The organism is Parapedobacter luteus (genome assembly GCF_900168055.1).
Classification (GTDB): domain Bacteria; phylum Bacteroidota; class Bacteroidia; order Sphingobacteriales; family Sphingobacteriaceae; genus Parapedobacter; species Parapedobacter luteus.
Genome location: NZ_FUYS01000003.1, coordinates 199514 through 226411, shown reverse-complemented (window position 1 = coordinate 226411; position 26898 = coordinate 199514). Strand labels below are relative to the sequence as shown.

Genomic DNA, 26898 nt, shown 5'->3' with positions numbered 1-26898 from the left:
GGGGCTTTTCGCTGATTAGATTTTATCCGTGTTTTTATCGTTCTCCGGATTTAGCGAAGATTGATTCAACGTCTTTGCCAGGTCTTTCTTGTCCTTCTTATTTCGCCGGAGCAGCCAGCCTATCAATATGATGACTGCTAATAATACCAGCGCCACGATCCCAAAGCTCATCATCGTCGTTATTATACTCATTCATGCTTGAATATCAATAGGGGTAGGCGGGTGTGATGAGCCAGCTTCTTGGTCACACTTTTGTGAAACAGGTTGTCGAAAAAACCATATCGTTTAGGAACAGTCATCACCAGATCCGCTTGCTGGGTTTCAGCAAAGTTCATGATTCCTTCAACAACGTCATTGTATTCAACATAGTGATATTCAGGGTTGAGTCGGTCCAACAATCCATGGAGCTTGTACTGTTCGGGGATGATACCCGGATCGAATCCCGCTTCGGGTTTTACAATATTAAGCACCAACAGTTTAAACGCAAGGGTGTCGGCAAGTTGTGCCAAAGTTCCGACAGGCATGGTATCGTCGACCTTGTCAAGATCGCAGGCAAATACAGCCTTCGCGATTGGTTTGAATTCAACTTGCTCGGGCACCACCAATACGGGAGCGGTGCATGCATCGGCTATGGCTATCGTATTGCTGCCAATCAGAAATTTTTCCAAATTACTTTTTCCTGTTATTCCGGTGACGACCAATCCGACTCGTCGTTCATCCAATAAACGTTGGATGCCGACGACAATCGGAAGTTCGTTGGCTATAATTTCTACGGATGTATGTTTGCTGATAAACGGCTGCATCTTGGCTTCGGTCGCTTCTAATGCGGTTAAACTGCTTTCATGCGCCAGCGCGGCATCTTTAGACTCCGGCAACGGGATTTCGGTAGCTTGGGGCGCTGAGTCATAGGAGTGGTACAGAATGATGGTATGGACACGCAGCGGCCCACTCAAATAAGCTGCATATTGAGCAGCATTGGTCGCTGATTCCGAAAAGTCGGTAGCAATGATAATTGTTTCCATTAGCGGGATTACTTTGTATTGATATAAAGATATGGATACTCCTTACTAGCGAACCATGGCGATAGCATTTTCATGTTATAGTAACAGGCATTCCCCCTGTTTTGTTCGGTTACTTATCTCATCGGCATGAATGATAGCAAGCAAAAAACGCCATGGAATCCACGGCGTTTTATGATAAGAAGATGTTGTTGCCGGTAGGCTATTCGTTGACACTTAGTGTCCTGCCGGCTATATCTTCCCAGCGGTAATACTGAAACGTTTTGTCGTCACTCATGGCCACGAAGAGTCCATGTTTGAAATCTGCATTTAGCGGGATAGAGACTACGTCCGAGCCATCGCTTTGATTGGTCGAGGTTTTTATATCGGCAATCAGGCTATGGGCGTGGGGGTTTTCGGCGGTGCCTTCGCGGCTGTACACCTTAAACCGGTTGGCCGATTGGTCGGAGACGAGGATATACCCTGTACTGTCTGAGGTTTTGTAGATGCTGATGCCTTCATGGTCATCTTTAAATCCTTCGGTAGCAAACAGGGCCAGCTCTTCATTGCCTTTTTGGGGGTCGGCATAATATTTCCGTACGCCTACCTGTTCATCGGAATAATAGACAAAGCCAAGCTCGTTATCCACGGCTATAGCCTCGATTTCCTTCCGCCCGCTGAAATGACCGAACTTGCGTACCAACGTAGCCTTTACCTGGCCTTTGCCATCGTCTTCCAATAGGTATTGCCATAGGTAAGTGCCGTCGGTGGGACCGTTTTTGCGGCCCACAATGGCATAAATGGCACCCGTAGGGGCCTTGTAGAGTGCAATGCCCATCAGGTCGCGGTACTCTGGGCCTGTTTGACCGGCAAAAACCGGTATACCTCCGTTATCCACGGGTTTCATATGCGGCAAGGTAAAGATGCGAAGGCTGTGGGTCATCCGTTCCGTAGTTACGGCGATGTCCACGGTGATGTCCCCCAACGAAAGGCCGTAGGCCACGTCCACATTGTTAGGCCGTTTTAAGCCTTTAACCGTCTTGTCGTGGATGATCTGGCCTTTAAGGTCAAATACATAAAGGGCACCGTCTTCGTTTTTGTCGGTACCAATGACGAGAGACTCTGCCGGGTTTGCCGAGTTAACCCAGATCGCCGGGTCATCCGTATCATGTACTACGCGTTCGGTAACGTACAAGGGCTTTACACCGTCATGGCTTGTGCAACCTGCCAGCAGAGTCAATGTCAGTGGCACACTTAAAAGATGAAGGGTTTTGTTCATGTTGTGAAGTCGGTTAATTATTTTTTTTATTTTCCACTGCTGCTTACCATACACCAATGGGCCGGAAACCAATGTTATCCAAAGTCCGGGCCAGCGGTGTACCAATGTGCAATATAAGTTTAAAGACTATAAATCCAATTTTACCCCAATGTTGAACCGGGGGCGATAATATTCTGCCTGCATGGTACGTGAACGAACGCCTTGATAATACCGCAATGGCTGATTGGTCAGGTTATTTGCCTCGGCAAAGATCCGCATGTTTCGTTGTACCTTGTAGGAGGCGTTGACATCCAGGAAAAACTGCTCATCGTAATATGCGTCATCAAAACTGGTAGCAGCCAGTTCGTCCAGATAAGCGGCTGTATAATGAGCGGATGCCCTCAGGGAAAAGCGGCTATTCTCCCACGAGATTGAACCATTGAGCATGTGTGGAGCCGTTCCCGGCAAACTGATATCGTCCCTTTCGTTGCCGTCTTCGTCGGTCACACCTTTTGCGTTGGAAGCTACATACGTATAGTTGGCGTAAATGCCAAGCCCGCGGAAAAATTTGCCGGGAAGAAAATCGAGCTGCCGCTGGAAAGCCACCTCAAACCCATACAAGTTTACCGTACTGCCGTTTCGCATCTGGGTAAACTGCCATGTTTCGCCGGGTGCGATTGGATTGCTTTCCGAAGGGAAATCCGCTGCAAACTTATCGGTGGTGTATTGCTGGTCCACAAACGTGTAGATGAAATCATTGAGACGCTTGTAGAATATCCCGCCAGACACCAAGCCGATCGATTTAAAATAGTTTTCGATCATTAAATCGCCGTTATACGCATACGTTGCATTCAGGTCTGGATTTCCGGCGTATATCTCGGCGTCTGACCCCGGAATGACGCTAAGGTACGGTGCGAGCGCATAATAGTTGGGCCTCGCTAGTGCAGTGGTGAATGCCCCCCGCAAGACGAGCGACTCGGCAGGCGTGTATTTGAACGTCAGATTGGGAAAGATATTGGTGTAGCTGTTTTGTATGGTGCGTGTGCCCAGAAGATCCTCTTCATCTTCGATAACATTACCTGTGTATTTAATTCCGGTGTGTTCCAGCCGGGCACCCACTATCACCGAAAACTGGTTGCTAAAGTCCTGATCCCAGCGGAGATAACCCGCATAAATGCGCTCGCTGGCATCATAATTCTCCATCAAGTAGTCGTCGGGGATGGCCTCTTCTTCAAACTGTGAAGCGTCGGTCAGGGCGAGTCCGCCGAGAAACTGGGGAGCCATGAAGGTGCCGGGTACAAATGCATCGCCCATGAGAAGTGGCTTGGCAAAAGTCACCGTTTGCACATTGCCGATAGAAGCAAACGCACTTTCGTCAATAGGCTCATACTCGTAAGCGACATCATCGCGGATTTTAGTTTTCAGGCGCAACCGGCCACCAAAACGCAACCGACCTTTTTGATCGTCGATGACCGAAAGCGGCACTCTGAAATTCAGTTTGGCACCGAACTCCTTTTCCCGGGTAAAACCATTTCCTTCCGTTATTTCATTGAATCCAAGCCCCATTTGGTCGCCGCTAACGCTATACAACGGAAAATTGTTGTCGCCATTAAATGAAACCGGAAATCCGCCGCTTCTGAACAAGGCGTAGCGCTCATTAGGTTTTTTTTCTGATGCGGTAGAAAAACTGGTTGCCCAATCCATATCGATTGAGGAGCCAAGCAGGTGATCCCCTCGCAGGGAATAGTTTTGTACCTGCTGCGTTTCCAGGCGCCTGTTCTTGTTCCTGCCGGAAGCACCGCCCTTAAGCTCACGGCCTACGCGGCCAGTATATCCGACTATTTGCGTTGGGTTGCTTTCACTATATGTTGGGCTGACGTTGTCTACCCGAAACCGAAACCGGTTTTCCAGGTCATCACGCCAATTGTACATGGCGTTGGCTGTGAGGGTATGGTTTTCGCTGAGGCGGAAGTCGAACGCACCGGAAAGGCTCCTGCGGATACGTTGCACATCATATTTGCGGATATCCTGTTGCCTGACGTAGGTATTCCCGTGGCTATCTTGTACCCAGGTAGCCTCGATGTTGTCAGAGCCATAGTCATTATTGTTATAAGAGCCGCTGAGCACTATGCCAATGGCGTCGTTAGCAAAGCGATTGCCGTAGACGAAGCCGCCTGTATATAACGCTTTTTCCCTAATGGGATTATAACCACCAGATAACGTCGCTGATATACGCTGGCCGTTAGGGGAGGCCCGTGTAATCAGATCGACCGAACCGCCGATCGCATCTGCATCCATATCCGGGGTGAGCGTCTTGTTGACTACAATGGTCTGGATCATATCCGCCGGGATGAGGTCCATTTGCACGCGGCGGTTATCGCCTTCAGCGGATGGGATGCGGTCCCCGTTCAGTGTGACGGAGTTGAGTTCGGGAGCTAAGCCACGGATGATGATGTCCCGCGCTTCACCTTGGTCATTTTGCATGGCGATACCAGGTACCCGCTTGAGTGCATCGCCGATATTGGCGTCTGGAAACCGTCCAACCTGATCTGAACTAATCACGTTGGATATGTTTGCATTGTTTTTCTGCTGATTGAGAGCACTGGCTTGGCTGCGCAGACGGTCACCCATGATGATCACTTCGCTAAGTTGGGTATCGCTGGGATCCAGCTGAAAATCAATCCTGGAGTTTTCTCCGGCTGCTACAGTGACGGTTTTTGTCTGCGAGGGATAGCCCAGATAGTTTACCAATACCTCGTAGGTGCCGGCGGGCACACCGAGAAATTCGTATTCACCGGTTTGCGAAGAAACCGTGTACCGGTTGCCTACATTGACCCGGAGGGTGGCTCCCGGTAAGGACAAGCGGGTAGCGCCATCTATCACTTTGCCGGAAATCACGCCATTTTGCTGGGCAAATGCCGTTATCGAAATCAATAAAACCAGCGGTAGCGTAAAGCATACCTGTCTCATCATCCCGCGAATAGCTGTCATATCCAAGGGGAGGGTGATTGGGCATGCAAAAAATAGCAATCGTTTTTGTTTCATAAAAATTGTTTTTTGTTTCCGGTACAAAGATTGGTGATAGCCGATTAGGCATCCAACGATGGTGTGTAAACAAAAGGTATACAGGCGTCTGCTGAGCATAGACAGGAAAGCAACAGGCTGTGTTTTTTGTCGTCTAATAATCTGTTTGTCAGTTGATTGTGTTCCTGATTTATGGCTATTAAGTTTCTGTTAACCTCATGTTACTAGTATTTTATTGCAAGGTCATAACCTTACAGGCGCTGGATGAAAGCGCTGAGGTTTTCACCGTCTTCAAGGTTCAGTTTTTTCCGCAGTCGATAGCGGGATATACGTAAGCTGTTTTGGGAAATCCCCAGCATCGTGGCGATGTCTGCTGAGGTGAGGTTCATTTTCAGGAGCGCCGCTAGGCGCAGGTCGGTCGAGGTGAGTGCATCGCTGTGCTTTTTCAGGCTGTCGAAGAAATGTTCGTGCACCCGCTCGAACACTGTTCGGAAGTCTTCCCAGTTTTTGTCATGGTTACTGTTCAGGTTGATGAGGCTCAGGAGTTGCTTAAGTTCCTTGCGTTGGTCGCGCTTATCGTCCTTGACCATGCGAGTGAGTTTTTCGCGCAGCTCTTCGAGGAGCTGATTCTTCTGAATGAGGTGCAAAGTATGGCTGGTAAGCTCTTTGCTCTTTAGCTCGAGTTCGCCGCGCAGATTTTCCTCCCGGAGTTGTTTGTTGTGCAGATCGGTTTCAAGAGCCTTTTTCTGGGCCTCATAGAGCATGCTGTTCTGCACGTTGAGCTGCTGTTGGTTTTTTAGCTTCAGACGCTGGCGGCTGATGATGCTGATGCCGAGGCTGACGAGTAACACAGTGATGACAATGGCGCCTGCGGTAAACAGGCCGTATATGCGGCGATCTTTATGAAACTGGTTGATAGCATCATCTTTTTGTTCCAGCTCAAAAAGAGTCTGTAGGATGGTGAGCTGCTTCTTGCTGTCTTCGGAAAAAATGTCAAGGAAAATATCCCGACCGGCTTCACTATAATAATACGCACTATCATAGCGTCCCATCAAATCGAACGTCCTGGATAGGTCGCGATATGCAGAAGCCAACTGGTAATGCTCGTTTAGGGTATCGGCCAAGCGCGCTGCCTGGCGGGTATACCCGAGGGCCGCTTCGTACTGCCCAGTTTTTCGGTACACATCACCAAGATTGTTGATTACCTCGATCTGCGCCATCTGATTGCCATGCTGCCTATTAAGCTCCAAGGCCATTGTAAAATAATGCAGGGCCGAGTCGAGCTGCAGTTTGTCCTCATAGATACTGCCGATATTTTCATAGATCTTGGCGACGCCAACGGGGTCATCCTCCTGCTTAAGCTGTTTCAGGGCCAGGTTTTGGTACTTGGTGGCCTCCTCATAGCGTTGGCTTTTCTCGTACGCCTGGCCGATATGGCCATAGGCATCGGCCATGCCCCGATGGTTGTCCAAATCCGAATAGATGGCCAGTGCTTCCTGAAAAATTTCCAGCGCTGCGGGATATTGACGGTTGTAATAATGTGTTTCGCCAACCTTGATAAGTGTATTGGCCAATTCTGCTGCATGTTTTTCTTGCCGGAAAAACTTGATGGCTTTGTGATAATTGTCCAACGCCTGCGAATACGCCGCCTGATAATAGTATACTTCACCTATTTGCTCGTAGCACATGGCCGCGATGTAATTATCTTGCTCCTCCAGTGCCTCATTGAGTATCCGTTTGATCTGCAGGAACGCTGCGTCCGGATTTTGCTTAATCAGGGTGCGTGTATGTTCTAATTGATTACGATTATTTTTCTGGGCATTGGCTACTAATGGAAAAATCACCCAAAGTAGCAGGCATATCTTTGGGAAAAAAGGTGACATACGTCCCAATATCACTAATTTTAAATGCTGATTAAAAACGGTTAAAAATAAAATGCCAATGTTAATAACGTGTTAAGTTTGGGTTTCATTCGTGTGTTGTTAGAAGTAAATATCTTTAATCAATATTTTATATCCCCTTGAAAACCCATACCTTTGCGCCCAAATTTGATAAAAAGAATTATGAGTTTAGTCATCATCGGAACCATCGCGTACGACGCAATAGAGACGCCTTTCGGCAAAACAGATAAAATTGTAGGCGGTGCGGCCACTTTCGCAGGGCTGGCTGCGGCTTATTTGTATAATCAGGTGAAATTGGTTGGTGTCGTTGGTGAGGACTTTGGTGATGACAACCTGGATGTTTTACGGTCGAAGGGTATAAACCTTGATGGTGTTCAGGTCAGGAAAGGCGAAAAGACTTTTTTTTGGGCGGGAAGATATCATAATGACATGAATAGCCGGGACACCTTGGTGACGGATCTCAACGTCTTAGCCGATTTTGACCCGATCGTACCGGATAGCTATCAAGATTGCCAATACCTACTTCTCGGAAATCTTACTCCCCAAGTTCAGCTTACGACGCTCAACCGGTTGCAGCGCAAGCCCAAGTTGGTGGTACTGGATACCATGAATTTCTGGATGGACACCGCATGGGAAGATTTATTGACGGTATTGAAAAGTGTTGATGTACTTACCGTCAACGACGCAGAAGCCAGGCAACTGGCCGGGGAATATAGTTTGGTGAAAGCCGCGGAAAAAATTTTGAAGCTCGGCCCCAAATACCTCGTTATCAAAAAAGGTGAGCACGGTGCGTTATTATTCGGCGACGGACAGATTTTTTCCGCGCCTGCGCTTCCGCTTGCAGAGGTTTATGATCCAACCGGGGCAGGGGATACCTTTGCGGGAGGTTTTATCGGCTATTTAGCGAAGGTTGGAACGTTGACATTCCACAATATGAAGAACGCCGTCATTTTCGGGTCGGCTTTGGCCTCCTTCTGTGTGGAAAAATTCGGTGCTGAACGTTTAAGGGAATTAGACAGCGCATCGATAAGTGAACGTCTTCGTCTTTTTACTGAGCTTACCAAGTTTGATATTGCAAATTGATTTGCGGCGGTCTTTGTTAGGTTAGATCAGTGTCCCGATAATCTTAAATCGTGAAAACACCGTATCGGTATGCGGCGCATCCGCCAGTTCGTCCGTAAGGTCCTGCCCAGCCCAATGCTCATAATGCGTGCCGCCAAACCATAAGCGACTCTTGGAAACATCATAGATATAGCCATGGTAAGCGATCCATATTTCGGGTTTGTCTTGGCCGTTTCTTAGCGCCAATTGTGCTTTTGAATATGAGGGGAGATTTTGTGGTATACTATGCCCGCTCATATTTATAAGCATTCAGTGCTTTTTTCATAATCCGCCGGGCTACATGGATACGTGTTTTTACGGTACCGATAGGGATGCGCAAGTGATCGGAAATCTCATGATATTTATAGCCTTCAAAATACATACTGAAAGGGACATAATATTCGTCGGCCAGGCCGGTCATTGCCTCTTTGATATCTTCCATCACAAACTTGCTTTCGCCAGCATTTGTTGTGGCGCTATGGGCTAAGTATGCATTGGGGATTTCGGTTGATTGAGAAACCAGTGTGCTCGTTTTTACAAACCGCCTATAGTTGTTGATAAACGTGTTTTTCATGATGGTATAGAGCCAGCCTTTCAAGTTGGTTCCTTCTTTAAACCGACCATGGTAAGTGACTGCTTTGAGTACGGTGTCCTGTACGAGGTCATTGGCATCATCGTCGTCACGGGTAAAATGCAGCGCATACCCTCTTAACGATTCGGTATGCTGTACCACTAATGTGTTAAATTCAAATCTCGTCATCTTTTTACGGTTTAAGGGGGTCCAGGTTTATAGCCTGAATCTCCGAGTTAAACATTTTATGAGTATAAATGAGCGTATGCTTTTACGTAATGAAAAACCTGACGTTTTGCTTTTTTAGTTTATTAGTGTCACGGTGAGTGCCGCAAGTATCGTGCTAAAAGACTAATTGGTCGTTTAATGAGAAGCTAATATATGATAATTTCTTGATAATTTCATATAATATTCACTTCTCGTTCCAGGGTGATGCCGAACCGCTCATTTACGTCTTGGATGATTTGTTCGGAAAGATTGTATATGTCTGATCCTGAAGCGTTATGATGATTTACGAGCACCAAGGCTTGGTTTTTCCATGTCCCAGCATCGCCTACTCGCTTTCCCTTCCATCCGCATTGTTCGATAAGCCAGCCCGCGGCAATTTTGACCCAATTGTCGTCAAGTTGATAATACACAAAATTCATGTCCGGTAAAGTGGACTGTAGCTGCTTTAAATGTTGTGTGGATACGATTGGGTTTTTGAAAAAACTGCCTGAATTGCCGATTGTTGAGGGGTCGGGCAGTTTTTCGGTGCGGATGGCCGACACGACCTCTGCAATATCTTTTATCGTCGGTTGCGCGATGTTCCGCCTTGATAGTTCGGCGTTGATTGCTCCATAGGATGTGTTGATGTTTGGTTTTAAGGACAGCTGCAGCGTTACTGACGTAATGATATAACGGCCTTTCGCTTCGTTTTTAAATATGCTTTCTCGGTACGAAAAGCGGCAGGCGGCGTTATCGAATGTAGAAATTTCTCCACGTATTGTATCAAATGCTCGACAGCTAAGCAACACATCCTTAAGCTCTGCGCCATAAGCTCCGATGTTTTGGACGGGTGCGGCTCCGGCCGTTCCCGGAATAAGCGCCATATTCTCCACGCCCCAAAAATGGCGATCCACGCAGTACCATACCAAATCATTCCACACGACGCCGGCGCCCGCCACTACGATGGCGCTTGTTTCAGCGACGGTATGGCTTATGCCACCGATATTCATCTTGATGACCAACCCCTCAAAGTCTTTGGTGAACAGGATATTGCTCCCGCCTCCCAAAATGAGAATAGGCTGCTTGACGATTGGTTGGCTAAATAGATGGATAAGTTCGTCTTCGGTATGGATTTCCACAAATTGACGTGCAAACGCGTCTACACCAAACGTATTGTACTCCTTTAGTGAAAAATGTTCCTTTACCGAAAGTTTCATAAAATTTGACCGATGTTTTCAATTATTCAAACAAATGTATAACTTTAACGTATTAACTTTAGCGCCAAATATAATGATTGACCTGACAGCATCATTAAATTGATTGTATGATTAATGCAGATAAAAAGCGCACGCAAATATTGGAGGCAGCCACCCGGCGGTTTGCCCATTTTGGTTTAGCTAAGACGACCATGTCGGAGATTGCACAAGATCTTTCGTTTTCCAAGGCCTTGTTGTATTACTATTTCCCGGACAAAAATACCTTGTATGCGGCTGTGCTCGAACATGTAATCAACCAGTCGTTCGAGGAGATTGAAGAAGCGTTGCCTTCCTTCAATGGCTGCCATGAAACGATAATGTTCGTCTTGGACAGGCGAATTGCGTTTATTACAAAATACTACAACCTGCTGGAGCATTCGATATCCGCCGTACAACAAACACCCAATGAAATGGCTTCCGTAATGGCGGATTCAAAAGTAAAGGAAAAAGCTATTATCAGCAAAATACTGCAAAGAGGTGTAGATACCGGTGAGCTTTATGTCGAACACATGGAAGAAACGGCCGAAATCATGTTGTTTGCACTCGCTGGCATGCGATTTAGTATCTTAAAAGACCTAAACGGCGTTTTGTTCCCCACGAAAGAAGAGTTTGACCGGATACTGAGCTTACAGAAAAAAATGGCAACCATCTTTCTGCGCGGGTTGGAGGTGCGGAGCGCCTCAGACCCTCAGCGATAGCAAAACAACAATCCAACAAAATACCAGCGTAGCCTTTTCACCGCTCTATTTCAAGGATCCGCTTGACAATTTGCGTGGCGTGCACACGGGAGTTTTCAATAAACCAAAGGTGTGTGTTCATGCCTCCACAAACCACACCGGCGAGAAAAAGGCCGGGAATGTTGGTTTCCATCGTCTCTGGATTATGGTATGGTTCTCGTGACGGAGCGTCAGCCAAAGTTATCCCGATCTTTTCCAAAAAAGCAAAGTTGGGCTGATAGCCTGTCAGGGCGAGTACGAAATCATTTTCAATCGTAATTGGGCCATCCGGCGTAAGGATATCCACTTCCGTGGGCCGGATGGCCGTCAGTGTGCTGCTGAATAGCGCCCGTATTTCCCCTGCGGCGATGCGGTTTTCGATATCGGGACGGACCCAATATTTTACCCGCGGACCGATACACGCCCCACGAACGACCAACGTGACTTCGGCTCCCTTGCGATACGTTTCCAATGCTGCGTCCACCGACGAATTGCTGGCGCCCACAACCAGCACTTTTTGTCCGGCATAGTAATGCGGATCGTTGTAGTAATGGCTCACCTTAGCTAAATTTTCGCCGGGGATATTCATTAAGCAAGGAATATCATAAAATCCTGTAGCCACCACCACATATCGGGCGCGATATGATGATTTTGAGGTCGTGATCTCGAAACCGTCCGTTCTGCGGTATACCATGGTCACCTCTTCGAACAAACGAATGTTCAATTCAAATTTCTGCTGTATGCGGCGATAATACTCGAGGGCTTCCGCCCGCCTGGGCTTGGTATTCGTAGACATAAAAGGTACATCGCCGATCTCCAAGCGTTCAGATGTCGAAAAGAACGTCATGTTTTGCGGATAGTGGTATAAAGAGTTGACCAAGCATCCTTTTTCGACAATGAGATAAGACAACCCTGCTTCTTGAGCCGCAATGCCGCAGGCCAATCCGATAGGACCTCCGCCTATAATGAGCACATCATATTGAGTCTTGAGAATTTCCATGTGATACAAAGATACAAAGACGGCGGCGCCCGATAGCAAGCAGTCACGGATTTTACGGCGAATTGACCTTTTCCGGTTGGTGCTGGTTTATCAATCGCTCGCAGATTTTATGCAGGTCTACCACGATGCGGTTAAGAAAATGAAGCTGCTCGGTGATCAGCCGCGATTCTTCCGAGTCGATATTGTTGCTATCCAGGTCATGCGGTACGCCTATATCTACTTCCTGGAATTCATCAGCCCCTTCTTCGGGTTCAAAGAGCTTGATGGTTTGCGCAAGCGAGAACAAGGTTTTCCTGATGACACGCACATGTTCTCCAGTCAGGGACGCTTTATCGGCGCCCCTTACATTGTTGAGCAGCGTTACGGAGTACGAAGACAGGATGTGATTGAATACGACAAATTTATTTACCTCCTTCGCATCTTTTTGTTTGCTTTTGGGTTCCGTGATCATCCGCTGGAAAGCGGAAGCCATATTAGCGGTGGTGATGTATACTTCTTTACGGGCAAGCTTATAGTCGGTTACACTTAAGGGATGACCCGCTATGATTTTCAATGCTTGGGCGATATAATGATAATTGGCAATGAGCAATTTCCGCATTGCACCCTGCACCTGCATGCTTTCCCAATTGGGTAATATGATGTAATTGGAAAAAAAGGCCAAACCAGATCCGATAAGTGTATCGATGATGCGTTCTCTAAGAATAGACAAGGTGTTCATGTCAAGAAAGCTAAACATGATCAATATATATGGCGTCATAAACATGACGCTGACAATGTAATTAATACGAATGAGGCTGTAAGTTGCAACCATAAACAGCAGCAGGAGTATAAAGAGGGCGGTTTCGTCTGTGACCAATATCAAAATGAGCGCTCCCCCGATGCCGCCGATGATTGTGCCGATAAGCCGTTGGAAATTCCGCTGTTTGGTCAGGCTGAATCCAGGCTTGAGGATAACCATGATCGTCAGCAGTATCCAATAGCTATGGTTGCCCACATTGATAGCCAATGACAAAAGATATCCAATACCCATTACGATTGCCATCCGTACCGCATGTCTGAATAAGGTGGATTTCAGTGTAAGGTTTTCGCGTAATTGCTTGAAGTCAATTTCCTTATGGTCGACGAATCGGCTATGGTCCGGCTCTTCTTTTCTGAACGAATTTTTGGGCTCCATGCCGAAATACCCATAGATGTTATTGATATGTTGGATGAGGTTACGTACGTTGATTAAGATCTTTTTCAGGGCAAGCGTATTGATATGGTGGGTCTTTTCTACGTTGTCGATTGCAGCCCGTATCCGTTCCAAATCGGTTTTGAAGTTATATAAAGAATGGGGTCTTTTATTCGCATTGATTTGATAGGCGAGGTGGTCAAGTTCGTTACTTATTCGCTGTATGGTCAAGTTAAAATGCTGTAAAACGCCCGTGGCGCCAAATTGCTCTTTGATCGAGTCGTAGTCATAGTGAGTCGCCATGCTTTGTTCGAAAAGATCTACGATATCCGTGAAGATCAAAATCAGCAGCCGCCCGATCTTTGTCGTGTCTTTAATGATTTTCTTACTTCTAAACAGCTGATCCCGTACGTTGTCTTGATGTTCGCTCACGATGATTTGCTGTTCAATCAAATCTCGGTAGTTTTTGTCTGTATCGGATTTGATGTCATAGAATCTGGCCTTGATACGGATATAATCGGCCACGTTGTGGATAGATTCTGCCAACTCCTGCTGAGCTTGCCGATACGGCCTTACTTGGTAAAGCGACAGGCTCAACAGCATATACCACACGCACCCCGCCAAGATATAAGATAGGTGTGCCACGACATCCGAAGCGGTGTGATCTGCCGTATCGATGTTGAGTACCATGATGAGAATGCCCAGCGTCCCCACCGAGGAAGCGCGAGCGCCGTATACAGCAAACATGGAGAAAAAGAAGCTCAATAAGACGATGGTCAGCGTGAGCAACAGCGGCACGCTATTGGCCAAATTCGTGATAAGTGCTGAAACCAATACCACTGCCGTGCACATCAGCATTCCGTTTCTTCGGTGACTCAATGGCCCTGGTGTGTCCGACAAACCAACGACCATCGCCCCCAGGGAAACGGTAATGCCTAACTGGAGATCCCCAAACCACGAGAAAACAAGGGCGGGAATTACCGTGCCAAATGTAATGCGCAAGCCATCGGTAAAATACTGGCTGTATAAAAAATTCTGGATTTCTTTCGCCTTGTTCATGCACAGTAGGATGGTAAACAAAGATACATAAAAGAATGTGATCCAAATGAATGAAACCGCGAGAATCCGTAGCATACACTTTCTAAAAAATACCCACAAGTGAGTATTTGAAGGCAAACGTTCCGTCGTTAGGTTTGTGCCGTCAATGACAATCAACTGATTTTTAAAAAACAAGCAGTTTTATCGTGTACATTTTTAAGTTTATTTACCATGAAGCAACAGCTACTATGCATCCTCGCTGTCTTTGCAGCGATCACGTCGGCAACTACACTGCCCCTTTATGGCCAAAAGGCCAAAGATCGGACTATCACTATCAATACGGAGAGTGGGTCAAACATGTATGTAGATGGCAGTCAAGTGACCGCTCCTGCCAAAATCAAAATCCCTAAACATGCCACGGTAAATGTGCGCGTAGAGAAAGTAGGGTTTGTGACCGAAATCCGCAATTACGAAAACAACGGTATTACTATCATTCCTAAAACGGATTTTATTCAGTTGACAAAAGACGAAGCTTACGAGAACTCTTTTGTGACGAATTTGGCCAATCAGGATATCGATATCAGACCGTCCCGAAGCGCTGACGAGTCCTGGATATTACTTAACCGCATTGTGACGGGCTCATTTGATGTTATTGCCATTATGGATAAGTCCACCGGTTACATGGCAACGGCTTGGTCCGCAAAATCATTCAATTCGGGCGTGGTACGTACGCGCTTGATTGTGAAGACAAGCAATACCGATCCCCTGGAATACAAAGCAAAGCTGGTGTCCGAAATTGCGCCTCCCGGTACCAGCGTCAATGCGGATGAATCGTTCCGTAGGTGGGACCGTATTTTACGTACTTACGAAAATGTTGTGCCTGATTTGCAAAGTCGGCTGGGTGTTAATTAACGGATATTAAACATGAAAGTTATTAAATATTGCATAGCGGTATATCTGGTGTTTGCAGTGGCCGGTGCCCATGGCCAGGCAGCTTCGGTGGTTGGTCAAGGTTATGATGAATCCGATTTTGGCAAACTCTACCTAAGGCTCGGGGTTAACCTTCCGCAAGGACATTTCAGTAACCAATTTGACCCCAATATACCGATATTTGAAAATATCGGAACGAATGGCGGGATGCAAGCTGGTACCGGTTTTAATTTTGAACTGGGCAGGTACTTTTTCTTTCATTCAGAACCCATCAATGATTTATTCAAAGTAGGGCTGGACGCAACATTCCTTTCGCTCGGGTATAATTCGTTTGAATGGCCGGGCTTATCGAGCTCTTCCGGCTCGGGTAAGTATGACCTGACCACCATAGCCATGAAGTTCGGTCCGGTCATTTCATTCAATGTACTGGAAGATGTTTACGCCGATGTGTTCGCAAAGGTCGCGCCTACCGTCGTATCGTCGTTTGAAGCCCCTGAATTTTATATAGAAGACAATGACGGGAATTACGCGGAATTTAGTTTTTATGACGAAGATCCGGTTATCTTTGGTTGGAAAAGCGATTTTGGCGTAAACCTGCGTTACAAAAAAGGCACGCTTACATTGGGCTATGAATCGGGTTCCTTCAATAGTAAATCGTATTATTATATCTCCAACGAGGGGATGACAGAAGGTGGCACCGTCGAACAGAAAATGCCAATGGGCGTGTTCCAGATAAAACTGGGGATACAGTTTTAGGTTTTATTAATAGCTTTTCTTCGATACAGCAATTAGCACCGTTTAACAAGTATAAGATCATTTAAATAAGGTGCGCGGCGTCAATGCCTCGCGCCTTTTTGTAAATCGATAGTTCAAACAGACACGTATCGTCAAAAAAATATAGCAACATGCAACCCCCTAAATCTCGTAAAATCGTCGCATGTGGTTCTGAAAAGCTTGTTTTTGTGCTTATTTTGGTCAACATGGCTTTTTATACATGCTTTGGCCAAGCAAATGACAAAAAAGTTGTAGTTGACAGTTTGAGCAAGCTTATACAAAAAGAGCGGAATCCCAGTACTCGTGTGCGATTGCTGCTTGAGCGGGCAATCCAACTGCCTTCGAGCAATTATGATCAAGCGATCCATGACGCGACAAGCGCCTTGGATCATTACCGTGCCAAATATGATGAGAAAGGTATGGTCAACGCGTATGTAGCATTGGGAAGCATCAACCACCAGCAGAAGGCCTATCGCAATGCACTTTACTACGATTCTTTAGCCATGGCACTGGCGGAAAAGGTCAACTTTTCTGAAGGCAAAGTGTTGGCATATCGAAATCTTGGACGTGAATACGCCGCTATCGGTAACATCCTAGACGCAAAGTCAAGTTATGAAAAGGCGCTCGAATTAGAGCTTGCCTTGAAGAATAAAGATCTAGTGCGCTTGATTTCCAACTATAATCAATTAGGGATAGTCAGTCGTATTGTTGGTAAGTTCGAAGAATCAGTAGCATACTTAAGTGAAGGAATACAATTAGCGGAAAAGAATGGCCAAATTCGTATGTTAGCCCAAATGTATATGAATCTGGGTAATACCTATAATGAAACATCGAACTACCAAGAGGCCGCGAATATGCATTTAAAAAGCGTGAAAATCAAGGAGCGCCTTGACGACCGCCTGGGACTTGGTCAGTCTTTTACCAATCTTTCAATTGTTTTTTTAGCTGCAAAGGAGTTTGATAAAGCCATTTCGTATTTACGCAAAAGCCAGCAAATCAATGCCGCCTTTAAAAACTACAAAGGACTAGGACTTAACGCCTCCAACCTCGCTATCATTTATATCGAAAAAGGAGAAGTGGACTCTGTATCGCTTTTTTTTAAAGAGGCCATAGCGAATTTTAGTCGCGCGTCTGACAACCGAGGCCTCGCATTGGCTTTCCACAACTTTGGTAAGTTTCTGTTTGATATAAACAAGCTGGATACCGCTGAGGTAATGATGGAAAAAGCCTTGCGATTGCGAACAGCTGCAGGCTCAAATACCGAGATCTGCACCACATTGGCAAATCTGGGTCAACTTGAAATCAGGCGGGGTAATTTCTCTAAAGCAGAGAATTACTTACTTGAGGCACAAAGGTATATCGACACGACGAAGACAACCCGAGCCCTTTCGGATTTATATACCTACTTGAGTGATTTATACAGCCAAAAACGGAACTACGGAAAAGCGCTGACATACCTGAAAAAAGTACTAGACCTTGAACGAAATAGTTTTACAGAGAACGAGCGGATAGCTTTGTTGAAAGCTGAATCCAAATATGAACTGGAAAAACGTGATCTTGAGTTGGCGTTGGAGCGGGAAAGGCAGCGTGAGCATCAAGTTAAGACGTTCTTAATTGGCGTGTTAGTTGTTTTGGCATTCATCGCGATAATAAGCGTTCTGTGGATTCGCCGCAAGCAAGTCAAAGAGCGCCATCAGGCGCAATTGCAACAACTTACCCAGGAGCACCTGATAGCGACAACGCAAGCGTTGCGGGGAGCTGAGGAAGCAGAACGGAAAAAGATAGCTAATAAGTTGCACGACGAAGTAGGTGCGCTGCTTTCCATAGCCAAACTTAATGTAGACCAACTGGAGGCCGATGTCTTTGCGATAGACAGCGAGGCGATGATAAAACTTCAGACTGCGAAAAAACTGTTGGGAGAAATGGGGGAGACCGTCAGAGCTATAAGCCACTCGCTTGCACCCGTAGCGTTAGAAAAATACGGCCTAAAACCAGCTATCCTTGACTTGATAAATGCGGTAAACGCCTCTGGTAAAATTAGTGTAGAAACCATCATCGAAGGGCTAGAGGGTGCGGACAGCTGGAACAATGAATTCAGGTTTGGCTTATACCGTATTCTGCAAGAAGTGCTCAACAACATCATCAAACATGCACAAGCCACACATGTGCTGGTTCAGGTCGTGGAGTTGGAGCGCTCGATTACTATCTATGTCGAGGACAACGGCAAGGGGTTCGATACGACTACAACGAGCGGCGGTGCTGGCCTTAATCTATTGAAACACAACGTCGCATATTTTAATGGAATTATCGAGGTCAATGGACGCAAAAACCAAGGGACATTTGTGTTGATCGAGTTGCCGTTAGCCGGGAGTTCGGCTTACGAAACCAATCATGAAGATTGGCCATAGGTGGCGGCTTCCTTTCGAGTGACGGAAATTGCGGTATTTGCAAAAAAATATTAGTATTGTAGACCGATACGAACACTGCCAGTCTTTCATACCATGAAAACACGCATAATTATAGCCGATGACCATCCGGTCGTTATACAAGGCGTTAAAGACATTTTAGAAAAAAACGGTGCGTTTGATGTGATGGCGACATTCCGCGATGGCAAATCGTTGTTGCAATCGCCGTTATTGGCAAGGGTCGATGTGTTGCTGCTTGATTTGAATATGCCTGACATCGATGGATTGCAAACGCTTGACAAATTAAGGAAGCTAGGTGCATCTTTCAAAATCATCGTTATTACGAGTTATTTGTCTCCCCTGCTTGCCGAGCAATGCAAAGCAGCGGGCGTGCATGGGTATTTAGTCAAATCTGATGACTTATATCTACTCGTCAAGCGCATACAAGATGTATTGGCTGGCGAATCAGTTTTCCCGGATTTTTCCCAATCGGATCAACCTACAGGAACCGATTTTTCGTACTTTGACGAGTTCCTGAAGAAATATAAGCTTACCAAACGTGAAGTGGAGATCGTTCGAATGGTCTGCAATGACTACAGCTCCAAAGAAATCGCAGATAAATTATGCCTTTCTACGTTTACCATCCAAACCCACCGGCGCAATATTATCAGAAAATTAGGCCTGGACGACTCAAAAATCGCTTTGTATCGGTTTGCGGTCGATAACGGCGTCATTTAACGCAGGCGCAACGGTAGCATAACGATTGCTTGTTTTTCAATTTTTTATTGAAATTGTTGTTATAATTTCAATAATTAGCGTGTTTTTTAATGGATAATTTATATATTTGGCGCTCTTGTCGTGAATAGGCAATAAATCCTATATTCGTTTCTTTATTTCCGTCACATGAAATTAAGTAAAAAACAAGCAGTCTTTGAAAATGAAGTGCTCATGCGCTTTGAATTGTTCAACAGTCTGTTTATGACTTTGCCGTTTTACCAAGTGAAGCATACCGGTACGTTGTTGCCTTTTTTCACAACGCATTGTGAGCGCGGTGTTGCCGAAAAACTTGATCCGGAAGCGATTATCGAGAGTTTCTTCGAGCAATATGAACAGTACATCGGCGAGTCGGACCGAATAGACTTACTCTTTCGCATCATTCAATATATTGAGCGGCAGGTGGTGCTGTTCGACGCCGTGGAAGATGCCGCTTTCCGCAAAACCGGCCGGTCGGATGAGGCGGGGTTATTGGATTCGGTTTTCAAACAAACCGAAAACAACAAGGAACTTCGGAGCAAGCTGGTAAAAAAGCTGAACGACTTTTCGTTAAGGCTGGTTTTGACCGCCCACCCGACACAGTTTTATCCAGGGCCTGTTTTGGCGATCATTACTGACCTCACGGAAGCATTGAAAAAGAATGACATACACAATATTCACCTGTTGTTGCAGCAATTGGGCAAAACGCCCTTCATGAAGAAAAATAAGCCAACGCCGGTTGATGAAGCGAATAGCTTAGTGTGGTTTCTGGAGAATGTGTTCTATCCGGTGGCATCGGCCATTCAATCCAAAATCGACGATGAGTTTGACCTGCCGATTGACGAGAATAAGCAATTGATTGAACTGGGATTTTGGCCCGGAGGCGATCGGGATGGCAATCCCAATGTGACCGTAGACAGCACCCGGCGCGTAGCGCTGTTGCTTCGCACGATCCTCTTCCGCTGTTATTACCGGGATTTCCGGATGCTCAAAAGGCGGATTACATTCTCTGGTGTCGAGAAGTATATGGATGTTCTGCAGGATCTGTTTTACGAAAACAGCTTCAATCCTTCTGATAATCCAGAAAACGAAAAGCCCGCAATCATACATAACTTAAAGGAAATCAAGCGCGTGCTGGTCGAATACCATGACGGGCTATTCGTCGAGTTGGTGGATGACCTGCTTCGTAAGGTAAAGACGTTCGGTTGTTTTTTCGCAACGTTGGATATCCGGCAGGATAGCAGTATCATCCGGCAGACACATGCTTACCTTCGTGAAAAACATGTAAGCGCCATCGGCATTGCAGCTGATTTCGAACAATTAAGCGAAGCCGCGAAACAGCAGGCTTTCAAATTCGAAGCGCATGACTTGTCATACGATGAAAGCGCCGCAGCATTGGTTGCGGACACCCTTGATGTCATCCGATCAATCAAAGACATTCAACGGTTTGGGGGCGAACGTGCCGCCCACCGGTTCATCATTAGCAATTGCCAGCAAGCTTCCGATATCTTTGAGCTGATGGAACTGTTCTTGTGGAGTGGTTGGGATTCGGAGTCGTTGTTTATCGACTTTGTACCCCTTTTTGAAACCGTTGACGACCTCACCCGGGCCGCGGATGTCATGCAGGCGTTATATACCCACCCGTATTATACGGCGCACCTCAAGCGCCGGGGCAATCAGCAGACCATCATGCTTGGGTTTTCAGACAGTACCAAGGATGGCGGGTATTTGATGGCTAATTGGTCGATTTACAAGGCCAAAATAGAATTGACGGCCATTGCGCGCCAGCACGATATTGATTTGGTCTTCTTTGACGGCCGGGGTGGCCCACCTGCGCGCGGCGGAGGCAAGACGCAACGCTTTTATGCATCGATGGGACAGGAGATTGCCAACGATCACATCCAATTGACCATACAAGGTCAAACCATCAGCAGCCAGTACGGTTCGCTGGATTCGGCCCGCTACAATATTGAGCAGTTGCTTCATGCCGGCCTCACCTCGCACATCGGGCGGAAGGATGGCGATACGCTGTCGGTGGAAAAGAAGCAGTTGATAGAATACATGGCCCACGTCAGCCATGAGCAGTTTTTGGCGTTGCGGCACGATCCGTTATTCCTCAAATACCTCGAACGGTTCAGCCCGCTTAAGCTCCTGTCACAGATCAATATCAGCAGCAGGCCCGTAAAGCGAAATTCGGATAAAGAACTCCGCTTGGAAGATCTGCGCGCGATTAGCTTCGTAACCTCCTGGAGTCAATTAAAGCAAAATATACCCGGATTTTACGGCGTGGGATCAGCGCTTAAGAAAGCCGAAGATACCGGCAAATGGGAGCAAGTAAAGGAACTTTACGAAACGTCAGGAATGTTTAAAACCGTCATCGACAACTGCATGATGTCAATGTCAAAATCAAATTTTGACCTGACCTCTTATATTCAACATGACGAGGTATTTGGCGGCTTCTGGAAAAAAATGCGTGAGGAGTATGAGCGTACGAAGCAATATGTGCTGAAACTGAGTGGAAGCAAGGTACTGATGGAAAATTACCCGGTAGAACGTGAGTCCATCGCCATGCGCGAAAAGATAGTGCTTCCCCTTTTAATCATTCAGCACTATGCCATAAGAAAACTGCAAAAAGGGGGCTTGGAAGAACATGACCGTGAAGTGTTTGCCAAGTTGGTGACACGCACGATTTACGGTGTGGTCAACGCCGGACGGAATTTGGCCTAATGGGGGCTTGATGTGACAAAATTGTTGGCAGGCGTCACATTTTTTAGCTATGTTTGTTGCTTCAAATAAACAAATAGTGTAGCCTTTTAAAAATTTATAGTGTATGAACTTTAAACACATTTCCAGGATTGCGGGGTTGTCTTTAGTTGTAGCAATAAGTTCCTGTACAAGGCATGCGGGGGAACCTGTCAGCCGGGCAGTGCTTTACAACAATGAAACGGACGTCGATACGGATGGATACGTCTTTTTTAAGTTGTTACATGAAAAGGCCAAGTTTGAAACTCAATTGGCCACGTATGTGCAATCGGCGCCCGCTTCCTCAGCAGCGAAGGAATTGGCGGCAAAGGTTATTGAAACCTATGAAGGGATGATTCCGGAGTTGGAAAGCCTTGCCGAAGTTCATTTTGTGGTGCTGCCGGATCCGGGGATGCCTGGTTTTTCGGTGCCACATCATTTTTCAACTGACAGTTTGGGAAGTTTCAGCAGCGAAGCCTACATTGCGCATGTTCAGCATGAGCAAGGTACTATTTTAGAGCAATTGAGGCGAGCCGAACGGAATACCGCTAAAACGTTGAGGACATACGCCCACGAGAAGTTACCAGCGGTAGAAGAGGTTTTTGCACTTTCGGGCGGCAAAGCTGATCACGGGGCTCATCACTGATAAACAAGTATTGCCATGTCAAAAAAAAGCATTGTCACCGGTATTTTGTCGTATGGGATGTCGGGGAGAGTCTTTCATGCGCCATTCATTCACGAAAAATCGCGGTTTGAATTGCGAGCTGTGGTGGAGCGGCATGAAAAACGGGCACATCAACGATATCCGTCCGTTATCAGTTACAATTCGGTAGAAGAATTGCTCAATGATGAAAAGATAGAGCTTGTCATCGTTAATACGCCCAACGACACCCATGTAGACTATGCGACACAAGCATTAAAGGCAGGAAAGCATATCTTGGTAGAAAAGCCATTCGCCCCCAACAGCGATGATGCTAGACGGCTGTTCAACTTAAGTAAGGAAGTGGGCAAGCATGTGATGGTTTTCCAAAACCGTCGTTGGGATAGCGACTTTAAATTGCTTAAACGTGTGGTTGAACGCCAGACATTGGGAGAGTTGATCGAATTGCATGTGCGGTTCGATCGATACCGTATGGAGAAAAGCCCCAAAACCTTCAAAGAACAAAAGATTCCAGGGAGCGGAGTTTTATATGACTTAGGCCCCCACCTGCTTGATCAAGTGATTAGCTTGTTCGGAAAGCCGGAAAAGAGCATAAAAATAGTGTCCAGTCATCGCCCAGGTTCGGAGGTGGATGATTTTTCCACGCTTGTGCTTACCTACCCCAAAGGATTTACCGTATTTATCCACGCCAGTCTATTGGTGGCCAATCCCTTGCCAGCGTATGTACTACATGGCACGAAAGGTTCGTTCCAAAAAGTACGGGCAGATGTGCAGGAAGATCAGTTGCAAGGGGGGATTTCCCCGAAAGATCCGGGGTACGGAATAGAGCCTCCGGGAAAAGAGGGATTGATTACCCTTATTAAACCGAACGGCGACCGCGAAATGCGCTATCGGGAAGCATTGAAAGGCGATTATAATGATCTGTTCAATGCCGTATATGCACAAATACGGAAAGGAGAGCCCTTCCCGGTCAAACCAGAGGAAATCCTTTGGCAAATGGAAATCCTGGAGCAGCCGGCCTGGAACGGGTGACCGTAGCGAATGAAATCAAGTATAGTAAATTCCGCCGTCAAAAACGTGAAGCCTATTATCAATACGATGTTTGGTCATGGTGAATTAACACACGATTAACACTAACAAAACTTTGCATTGTTATTATTGGCCCATTAACTTAAGACGGCCGTATGTTAACAGTTGTGAAGCGAAAATTCCCCCTAATAAACCGAGAGCTAAGTTGGTTGTATTTCAACGAGCGGGTGCTGCAGGAGGCTGCAGACAAGACAGTTCCGTTGATAGAACGGCTCCGGTTTTTGGCTATTTTTTCTTCCAATCTGGATGAGTTCTACCGCGTAAGGGTGGCAACGCTTAACCGTCTGGTAGATATAAACAACAAAACCAAGACCATGCTCGGGTTCAACCCGAAGAAAATCTTAAACGATATTAAAAATATCGTGGTCCGGCTCGAGAAGAGGTTTGACTACCTCTACGAACAGGAAATTATCAAAGAGCTGGAAGCACAGAAGATTTTCATCATCAATGAACAACAGCTGAATGTCGCACGGGGTAGTTATGTGCGGGAATATTTTCGACGGCATGTATTGCCCACGCTTGTTCCCATTATGCTGGAAACCGACAATGCGACAAAGCCGTTTCCCGAATTGAAAGATAGGCACATTTACTTTATCGTAAAGCTGACCTTCCGTAAAAAAATCAGGTATGCGCTCGTCGAAATACCCACCACGATCATGTCGCGCTTCCTGATATTGCCCGAAAACAGGGGGCTGAAGTTTATTATCTTGCTGGATGATATTATCCGATACTGCTTGGATGACCTGTTTTTCATCTTTGAGTACGACACCATAGAGGCGTACAGCATACAGCTTACACGCGATGCCGAGTTGGACATTGATGCCAACATGAGCGAAAAATTTGTAGACGCCTTGTTGCACAGCCTGCAACGGCGGGACAAAGGGCGGCCTATGCGGTTGCTGTACGACAGCGACATACCGTTGGATGCACTTAATTATTTGGTTTCTCGTATGCTATTGGACCCGGAAGCACTCATTCCGGGCGGCCGGTACCACAACTTTAAAGATTTTGTCGATTTTCCAAATGTAGGCGGTCCATTATTGGAATACCCGCCCATGCCCCAATTGCGTGTCAGCAACATGGATTTAGGCCGAAGCATATTTAGCCAAATGGCGCAACGTGATTACTTGGTGAGCTTGCCCTACCAATCTTTCGACTATATCGTCCATTTCTTACGGGAGGCAGCGATAGATCCCAAGGTTAAGGAAATCAATATCTGTCTGTACCGGTTGGCCGAAAACTCCAGTGTCATCAATGCACTCATCAATGCTGCACAAAATGGTAAAAAGGTCAACTGTTTATTGGAGCTGAAGGCCCGTTTTGATGAAGAGGCAAATATCTATTGGCGTAATCGGCTGGAGGAGGGAGGCGTGAATGTAAATATTGGCGTCGTCCAGTATAAGGTGCACGCGAAGATCTGCCTCGTTGCGCGCCGTGAAAAGCGTGGATTGGTCTATTATGCCAACCTGGCTACGGGCAATTTCAACGAGAAAACAGCCAAGATCTACTGCGATCACAGTTTGTTTACCGTCAACCCGTTGATTACAAAAGATTTGAGACGTCTTTTCAAGGGGCTGGAAAAGCAGACGTTCCATCGCGGGTATAAGACCATCATCACCTCGCCTTTGGAAACCCGCCAGCGATTGTATCAACTGATCGCCAACGAAATAACAATCGCGAAATCCGGAAAACGGGGTTACATGATTTTAAAGATGAACAGCTTGTCCGATGAAGGAGTGATTGAGAAGCTTTATGAAGCCAATAACGCGGGGGTGACCATTCAGCTCATCGTACGAGGCATGTGCTGCCTGGTGCCTGGGCAAGCTGGTTTTAGCGAGCGTATCACCGTGAGGAGCATTGTAGACCGTTATCTGGAGCATGCACGCGTATGGATATTTGGCAATGGGGGAGAGGAGTTGATTTACCTGTCGTCTGCTGATATGATGACCCGCAACATCGATCGCCGGGTAGAGGTGGCGTTTCCGATTGTCGACGCACGTGTCCGAAAAGAAATTCGCGACATCATCGACATCCAACTGAAAGACAATAGCAAAGCTCGTGAAATAAACCAACTGAATAATAACCGATACATCGGTGCCAAAAGCAAAATCAGGCATCGCGCACAGGAGGACATTTACAATTATCTGAAATATAAATCATAATCAATCGTGAGGTACGCAGCTATAGACATCGGATCGAATGCAGTGAGGCTATTGATAGCCGATATTATTCAAAACAATGACATCGTATCATTCAAAAAAAACACCTTGGTGCGGGTGCCATTGCGCCTTGGCGACGACGCTTTTATCGACCGTAAGATATCTGAGCCAAAAGCGGTGGATTTGGTGAAGACGATGTCGGCATTTCGCAATCTGATGGATGTATATCGAGTAAGTGAATACATGGCCTGTGCCACCTCGGCCATGCGCGAAGCTGAAAACGGCAGCGTTTTGGTCAACGAAATCAAGGATACCGGGATTGACCTGCAAATTATCGATGGGAGCGAAGAAGCCCGGATTATTTACAGTAGTCACATCGAGCAGCACCTCGGAAACAAAAAAGCATATTTGTATATCGATGTGGGCGGAGGCAGCACGGAGCTGTCGGTCTTTGCCGATACCAAACTCGTCGCTTCTGCATCGTTCAACATCGGTACCATCCGTATCTTAGACAACCAAGATAAAGAGGAAACCTGGGAAGAAATGAAAACCTGGGTAAAAACGCATACCCGTATGTTTAAAGCGGTTTATGGCATCGGCACTGGCGGCAACATCAACAAGCTATCAAGGCTGGCGAGTGATAAGGAGGACAAGCCTATTTCTTATGCCAAATTGAAATCGCTGTATGAGTACCTCAGTTCGTTTTCGCTGAAAGACCGAATCAATGTGTTAGGCTTAAACAATGACCGTGCAGATGTCATCATTCCCGCATGCGAGATTTTCCTTACCTTGATGAAGTACGGCCACTTACGGCAGATTATTGTGCCCAGGGTGGGGCTGGTAGATGGAATTATCCAAACATTGATTGACAAACACCTTTTGCCAACTTTGCAAGAGACAGCAATTAGCCGATAAATTACGTTTTCTCAACCGGCAAACATGTCTTTTGGCGGCAGATAAGCGAACGGCAAAATTGTTTTATATGCAGTTTCTTTAAACTTGCATATCAATACAATTTTATCTAAGTTTGCGCCAGTAAAAAATCCTCTGCGGAAGTGGCGAAATTGGTAGACGCACCATCTTGAGGGGGTGGCGCCCTACGGGCGTGGCAGTTCGAATCTGCTCTTCCGCACAACGAAGAACA

At 46.4% G+C, this 26898-nt stretch carries 21 protein-coding genes and 1 tRNA gene; 12 read left to right on the top strand and 10 right to left on the bottom strand.

The window, feature by feature from the left end; all coding sequences use genetic code 11:
* Positions 1 to 15 precede the first annotated feature (15 nt).
* The 5 genes from B5X72_RS20760 to B5X72_RS07495 form a co-directional block, all read right to left on the bottom strand.
* Positions 16 to 192 (bottom strand): heme exporter protein CcmD, encoded by a 177-nt coding sequence (locus B5X72_RS20760; RefSeq protein ID WP_176146125.1) that lies wholly within the window; start codon positions 190 to 192, stop codon positions 16 to 18.
* Positions 189 to 1022, bottom strand: a complete 834-nt coding sequence (locus tag B5X72_RS07510) for a universal stress protein (RefSeq protein WP_079716216.1) — start codon at positions 1020 to 1022, stop codon at positions 189 to 191. Before B5X72_RS07510 ends, B5X72_RS20760 begins: the two co-directional genes overlap by 4 nt.
* Before the next feature lie 199 nt (positions 1023 to 1221).
* The gene (locus B5X72_RS07505) at positions 1222 to 2277 is read right to left on the bottom strand and encodes a phytase (RefSeq protein WP_079716533.1); all 1056 of its coding nucleotides are present in this window, start codon (positions 2275 to 2277) and stop codon (positions 1222 to 1224) included.
* 126 nt (positions 2278 to 2403) lie between these two features.
* Complete coding sequence (locus tag B5X72_RS07500) at positions 2404 to 5301, bottom strand: TonB-dependent receptor (RefSeq protein ID WP_245826876.1); 2898 nt, start codon at positions 5299 to 5301, stop codon at positions 2404 to 2406.
* Positions 5302 to 5531: 230 nt separating this feature from the next.
* Complete coding sequence (locus B5X72_RS07495; RefSeq protein WP_217698108.1) at positions 5532 to 7124, bottom strand: tetratricopeptide repeat protein; 1593 nt, start codon at positions 7122 to 7124, stop codon at positions 5532 to 5534.
* A 219-nt stretch (positions 7125 to 7343) separates the two neighbouring features.
* Here B5X72_RS07495 and B5X72_RS07490 point away from each other — a divergent pair, with 219 nt between their 5' ends.
* Positions 7344 to 8264: a PfkB family carbohydrate kinase gene (locus tag B5X72_RS07490; protein WP_079716214.1), complete on the top strand. Its 921-nt coding sequence runs from the start codon at positions 7344 to 7346 to the stop codon at positions 8262 to 8264.
* Positions 8265 to 8285: 21 nt separating this feature from the next.
* Here the strand turns inward: B5X72_RS07490 and B5X72_RS07485 are convergent, their stop codons facing one another.
* From B5X72_RS07485 to murB, 3 genes are all read right to left on the bottom strand, one after another.
* Positions 8286 to 8540, bottom strand: coding sequence for a cytochrome b5 domain-containing protein (locus tag B5X72_RS07485; RefSeq protein WP_079716213.1), 255 nt, complete (start codon positions 8538 to 8540; stop codon positions 8286 to 8288).
* Positions 8527 to 9042, bottom strand: coding sequence for an RNA polymerase sigma factor (locus tag B5X72_RS07480; RefSeq protein ID WP_079716212.1), 516 nt, complete (start codon positions 9040 to 9042; stop codon positions 8527 to 8529). Before B5X72_RS07480 ends, B5X72_RS07485 begins: the two co-directional genes overlap by 14 nt.
* A gap of 212 nt (positions 9043 to 9254) precedes the next feature.
* Positions 9255 to 10277: a UDP-N-acetylmuramate dehydrogenase gene (gene murB / locus B5X72_RS07475; RefSeq protein WP_079716211.1), complete on the bottom strand. Its 1023-nt coding sequence runs from the start codon at positions 10275 to 10277 to the stop codon at positions 9255 to 9257.
* A 107-nt stretch (positions 10278 to 10384) separates the two neighbouring features.
* On the opposite strand from murB, the gene B5X72_RS07470 reads away from it, so the two are divergent.
* A complete protein-coding gene (locus tag B5X72_RS07470) occupies positions 10385 to 11014 on the top strand; it encodes a TetR/AcrR family transcriptional regulator (protein ID WP_079716210.1) in 630 nt (209 codons plus the stop codon).
* 37 nt (positions 11015 to 11051) lie between these two features.
* Here the strand turns inward: B5X72_RS07470 and B5X72_RS07465 are convergent, their stop codons facing one another.
* Positions 11052 to 12032: a YpdA family putative bacillithiol disulfide reductase gene (locus B5X72_RS07465; protein ID WP_079716209.1), complete on the bottom strand. Its 981-nt coding sequence runs from the start codon at positions 12030 to 12032 to the stop codon at positions 11052 to 11054.
* Between the two features lie 52 nt (positions 12033 to 12084).
* On the bottom strand, positions 12085 to 14262 hold the full coding sequence (locus B5X72_RS07460) for an FUSC family membrane protein (protein WP_079716208.1): 2178 nt from the start codon (positions 14260 to 14262) through the stop codon (positions 12085 to 12087).
* Positions 14263 to 14472: 210 nt separating this feature from the next.
* Between B5X72_RS07460 and B5X72_RS07455 the strand changes: the two genes are divergently transcribed.
* The 10 genes from B5X72_RS07455 to B5X72_RS07410 all read left to right on the top strand — a co-directional run bounded on the left by B5X72_RS07455 (position 14473) and on the right by B5X72_RS07410 (position 26886).
* A complete protein-coding gene (locus B5X72_RS07455; protein ID WP_079716207.1) occupies positions 14473 to 15153 on the top strand; it encodes a hypothetical protein in 681 nt (226 codons plus the stop codon).
* Between the two features lie 12 nt (positions 15154 to 15165).
* Positions 15166 to 15927 (top strand): hypothetical protein, encoded by a 762-nt coding sequence (locus B5X72_RS07450; protein WP_079716206.1) that lies wholly within the window; start codon positions 15166 to 15168, stop codon positions 15925 to 15927.
* Positions 15928 to 16076: 149 nt separating this feature from the next.
* On the top strand, positions 16077 to 18353 hold the full coding sequence (locus tag B5X72_RS07445) for an ATP-binding protein (RefSeq protein ID WP_079716205.1): 2277 nt from the start codon (positions 16077 to 16079) through the stop codon (positions 18351 to 18353).
* Between the two features lie 93 nt (positions 18354 to 18446).
* Positions 18447 to 19088, top strand: a complete 642-nt coding sequence (locus B5X72_RS07440; RefSeq protein WP_079716204.1) for a response regulator transcription factor — start codon at positions 18447 to 18449, stop codon at positions 19086 to 19088.
* A 165-nt stretch (positions 19089 to 19253) separates the two neighbouring features.
* Positions 19254 to 21830 (top strand): phosphoenolpyruvate carboxylase, encoded by a 2577-nt coding sequence (locus B5X72_RS07435; protein WP_079716203.1) that lies wholly within the window; start codon positions 19254 to 19256, stop codon positions 21828 to 21830.
* Positions 21831 to 21933: 103 nt separating this feature from the next.
* Positions 21934 to 22491: a hypothetical protein gene (locus B5X72_RS07430; protein WP_079716202.1), complete on the top strand. Its 558-nt coding sequence runs from the start codon at positions 21934 to 21936 to the stop codon at positions 22489 to 22491.
* Positions 22492 to 22506: 15 nt separating this feature from the next.
* Positions 22507 to 23538 (top strand): Gfo/Idh/MocA family oxidoreductase, encoded by a 1032-nt coding sequence (locus B5X72_RS07425; protein WP_079716201.1) that lies wholly within the window; start codon positions 22507 to 22509, stop codon positions 23536 to 23538.
* Between the two features lie 152 nt (positions 23539 to 23690).
* Positions 23691 to 25757, top strand: a complete 2067-nt coding sequence (gene ppk1 / locus B5X72_RS07420; protein WP_079716200.1) for a polyphosphate kinase 1 — start codon at positions 23691 to 23693, stop codon at positions 25755 to 25757.
* Between the two features lie 6 nt (positions 25758 to 25763).
* Positions 25764 to 26669 carry a Ppx/GppA phosphatase family protein gene (locus tag B5X72_RS07415; RefSeq protein WP_079716199.1) on the top strand — a complete coding sequence of 302 codons (906 nt, stop codon included), beginning with the start codon at positions 25764 to 25766 and terminating at the stop codon, positions 26667 to 26669.
* Between the two features lie 134 nt (positions 26670 to 26803).
* A tRNA-Leu gene (locus B5X72_RS07410) sits at positions 26804 to 26886 on the top strand.
* The last annotated feature ends 12 nt before the right edge of the window (positions 26887 to 26898 follow it).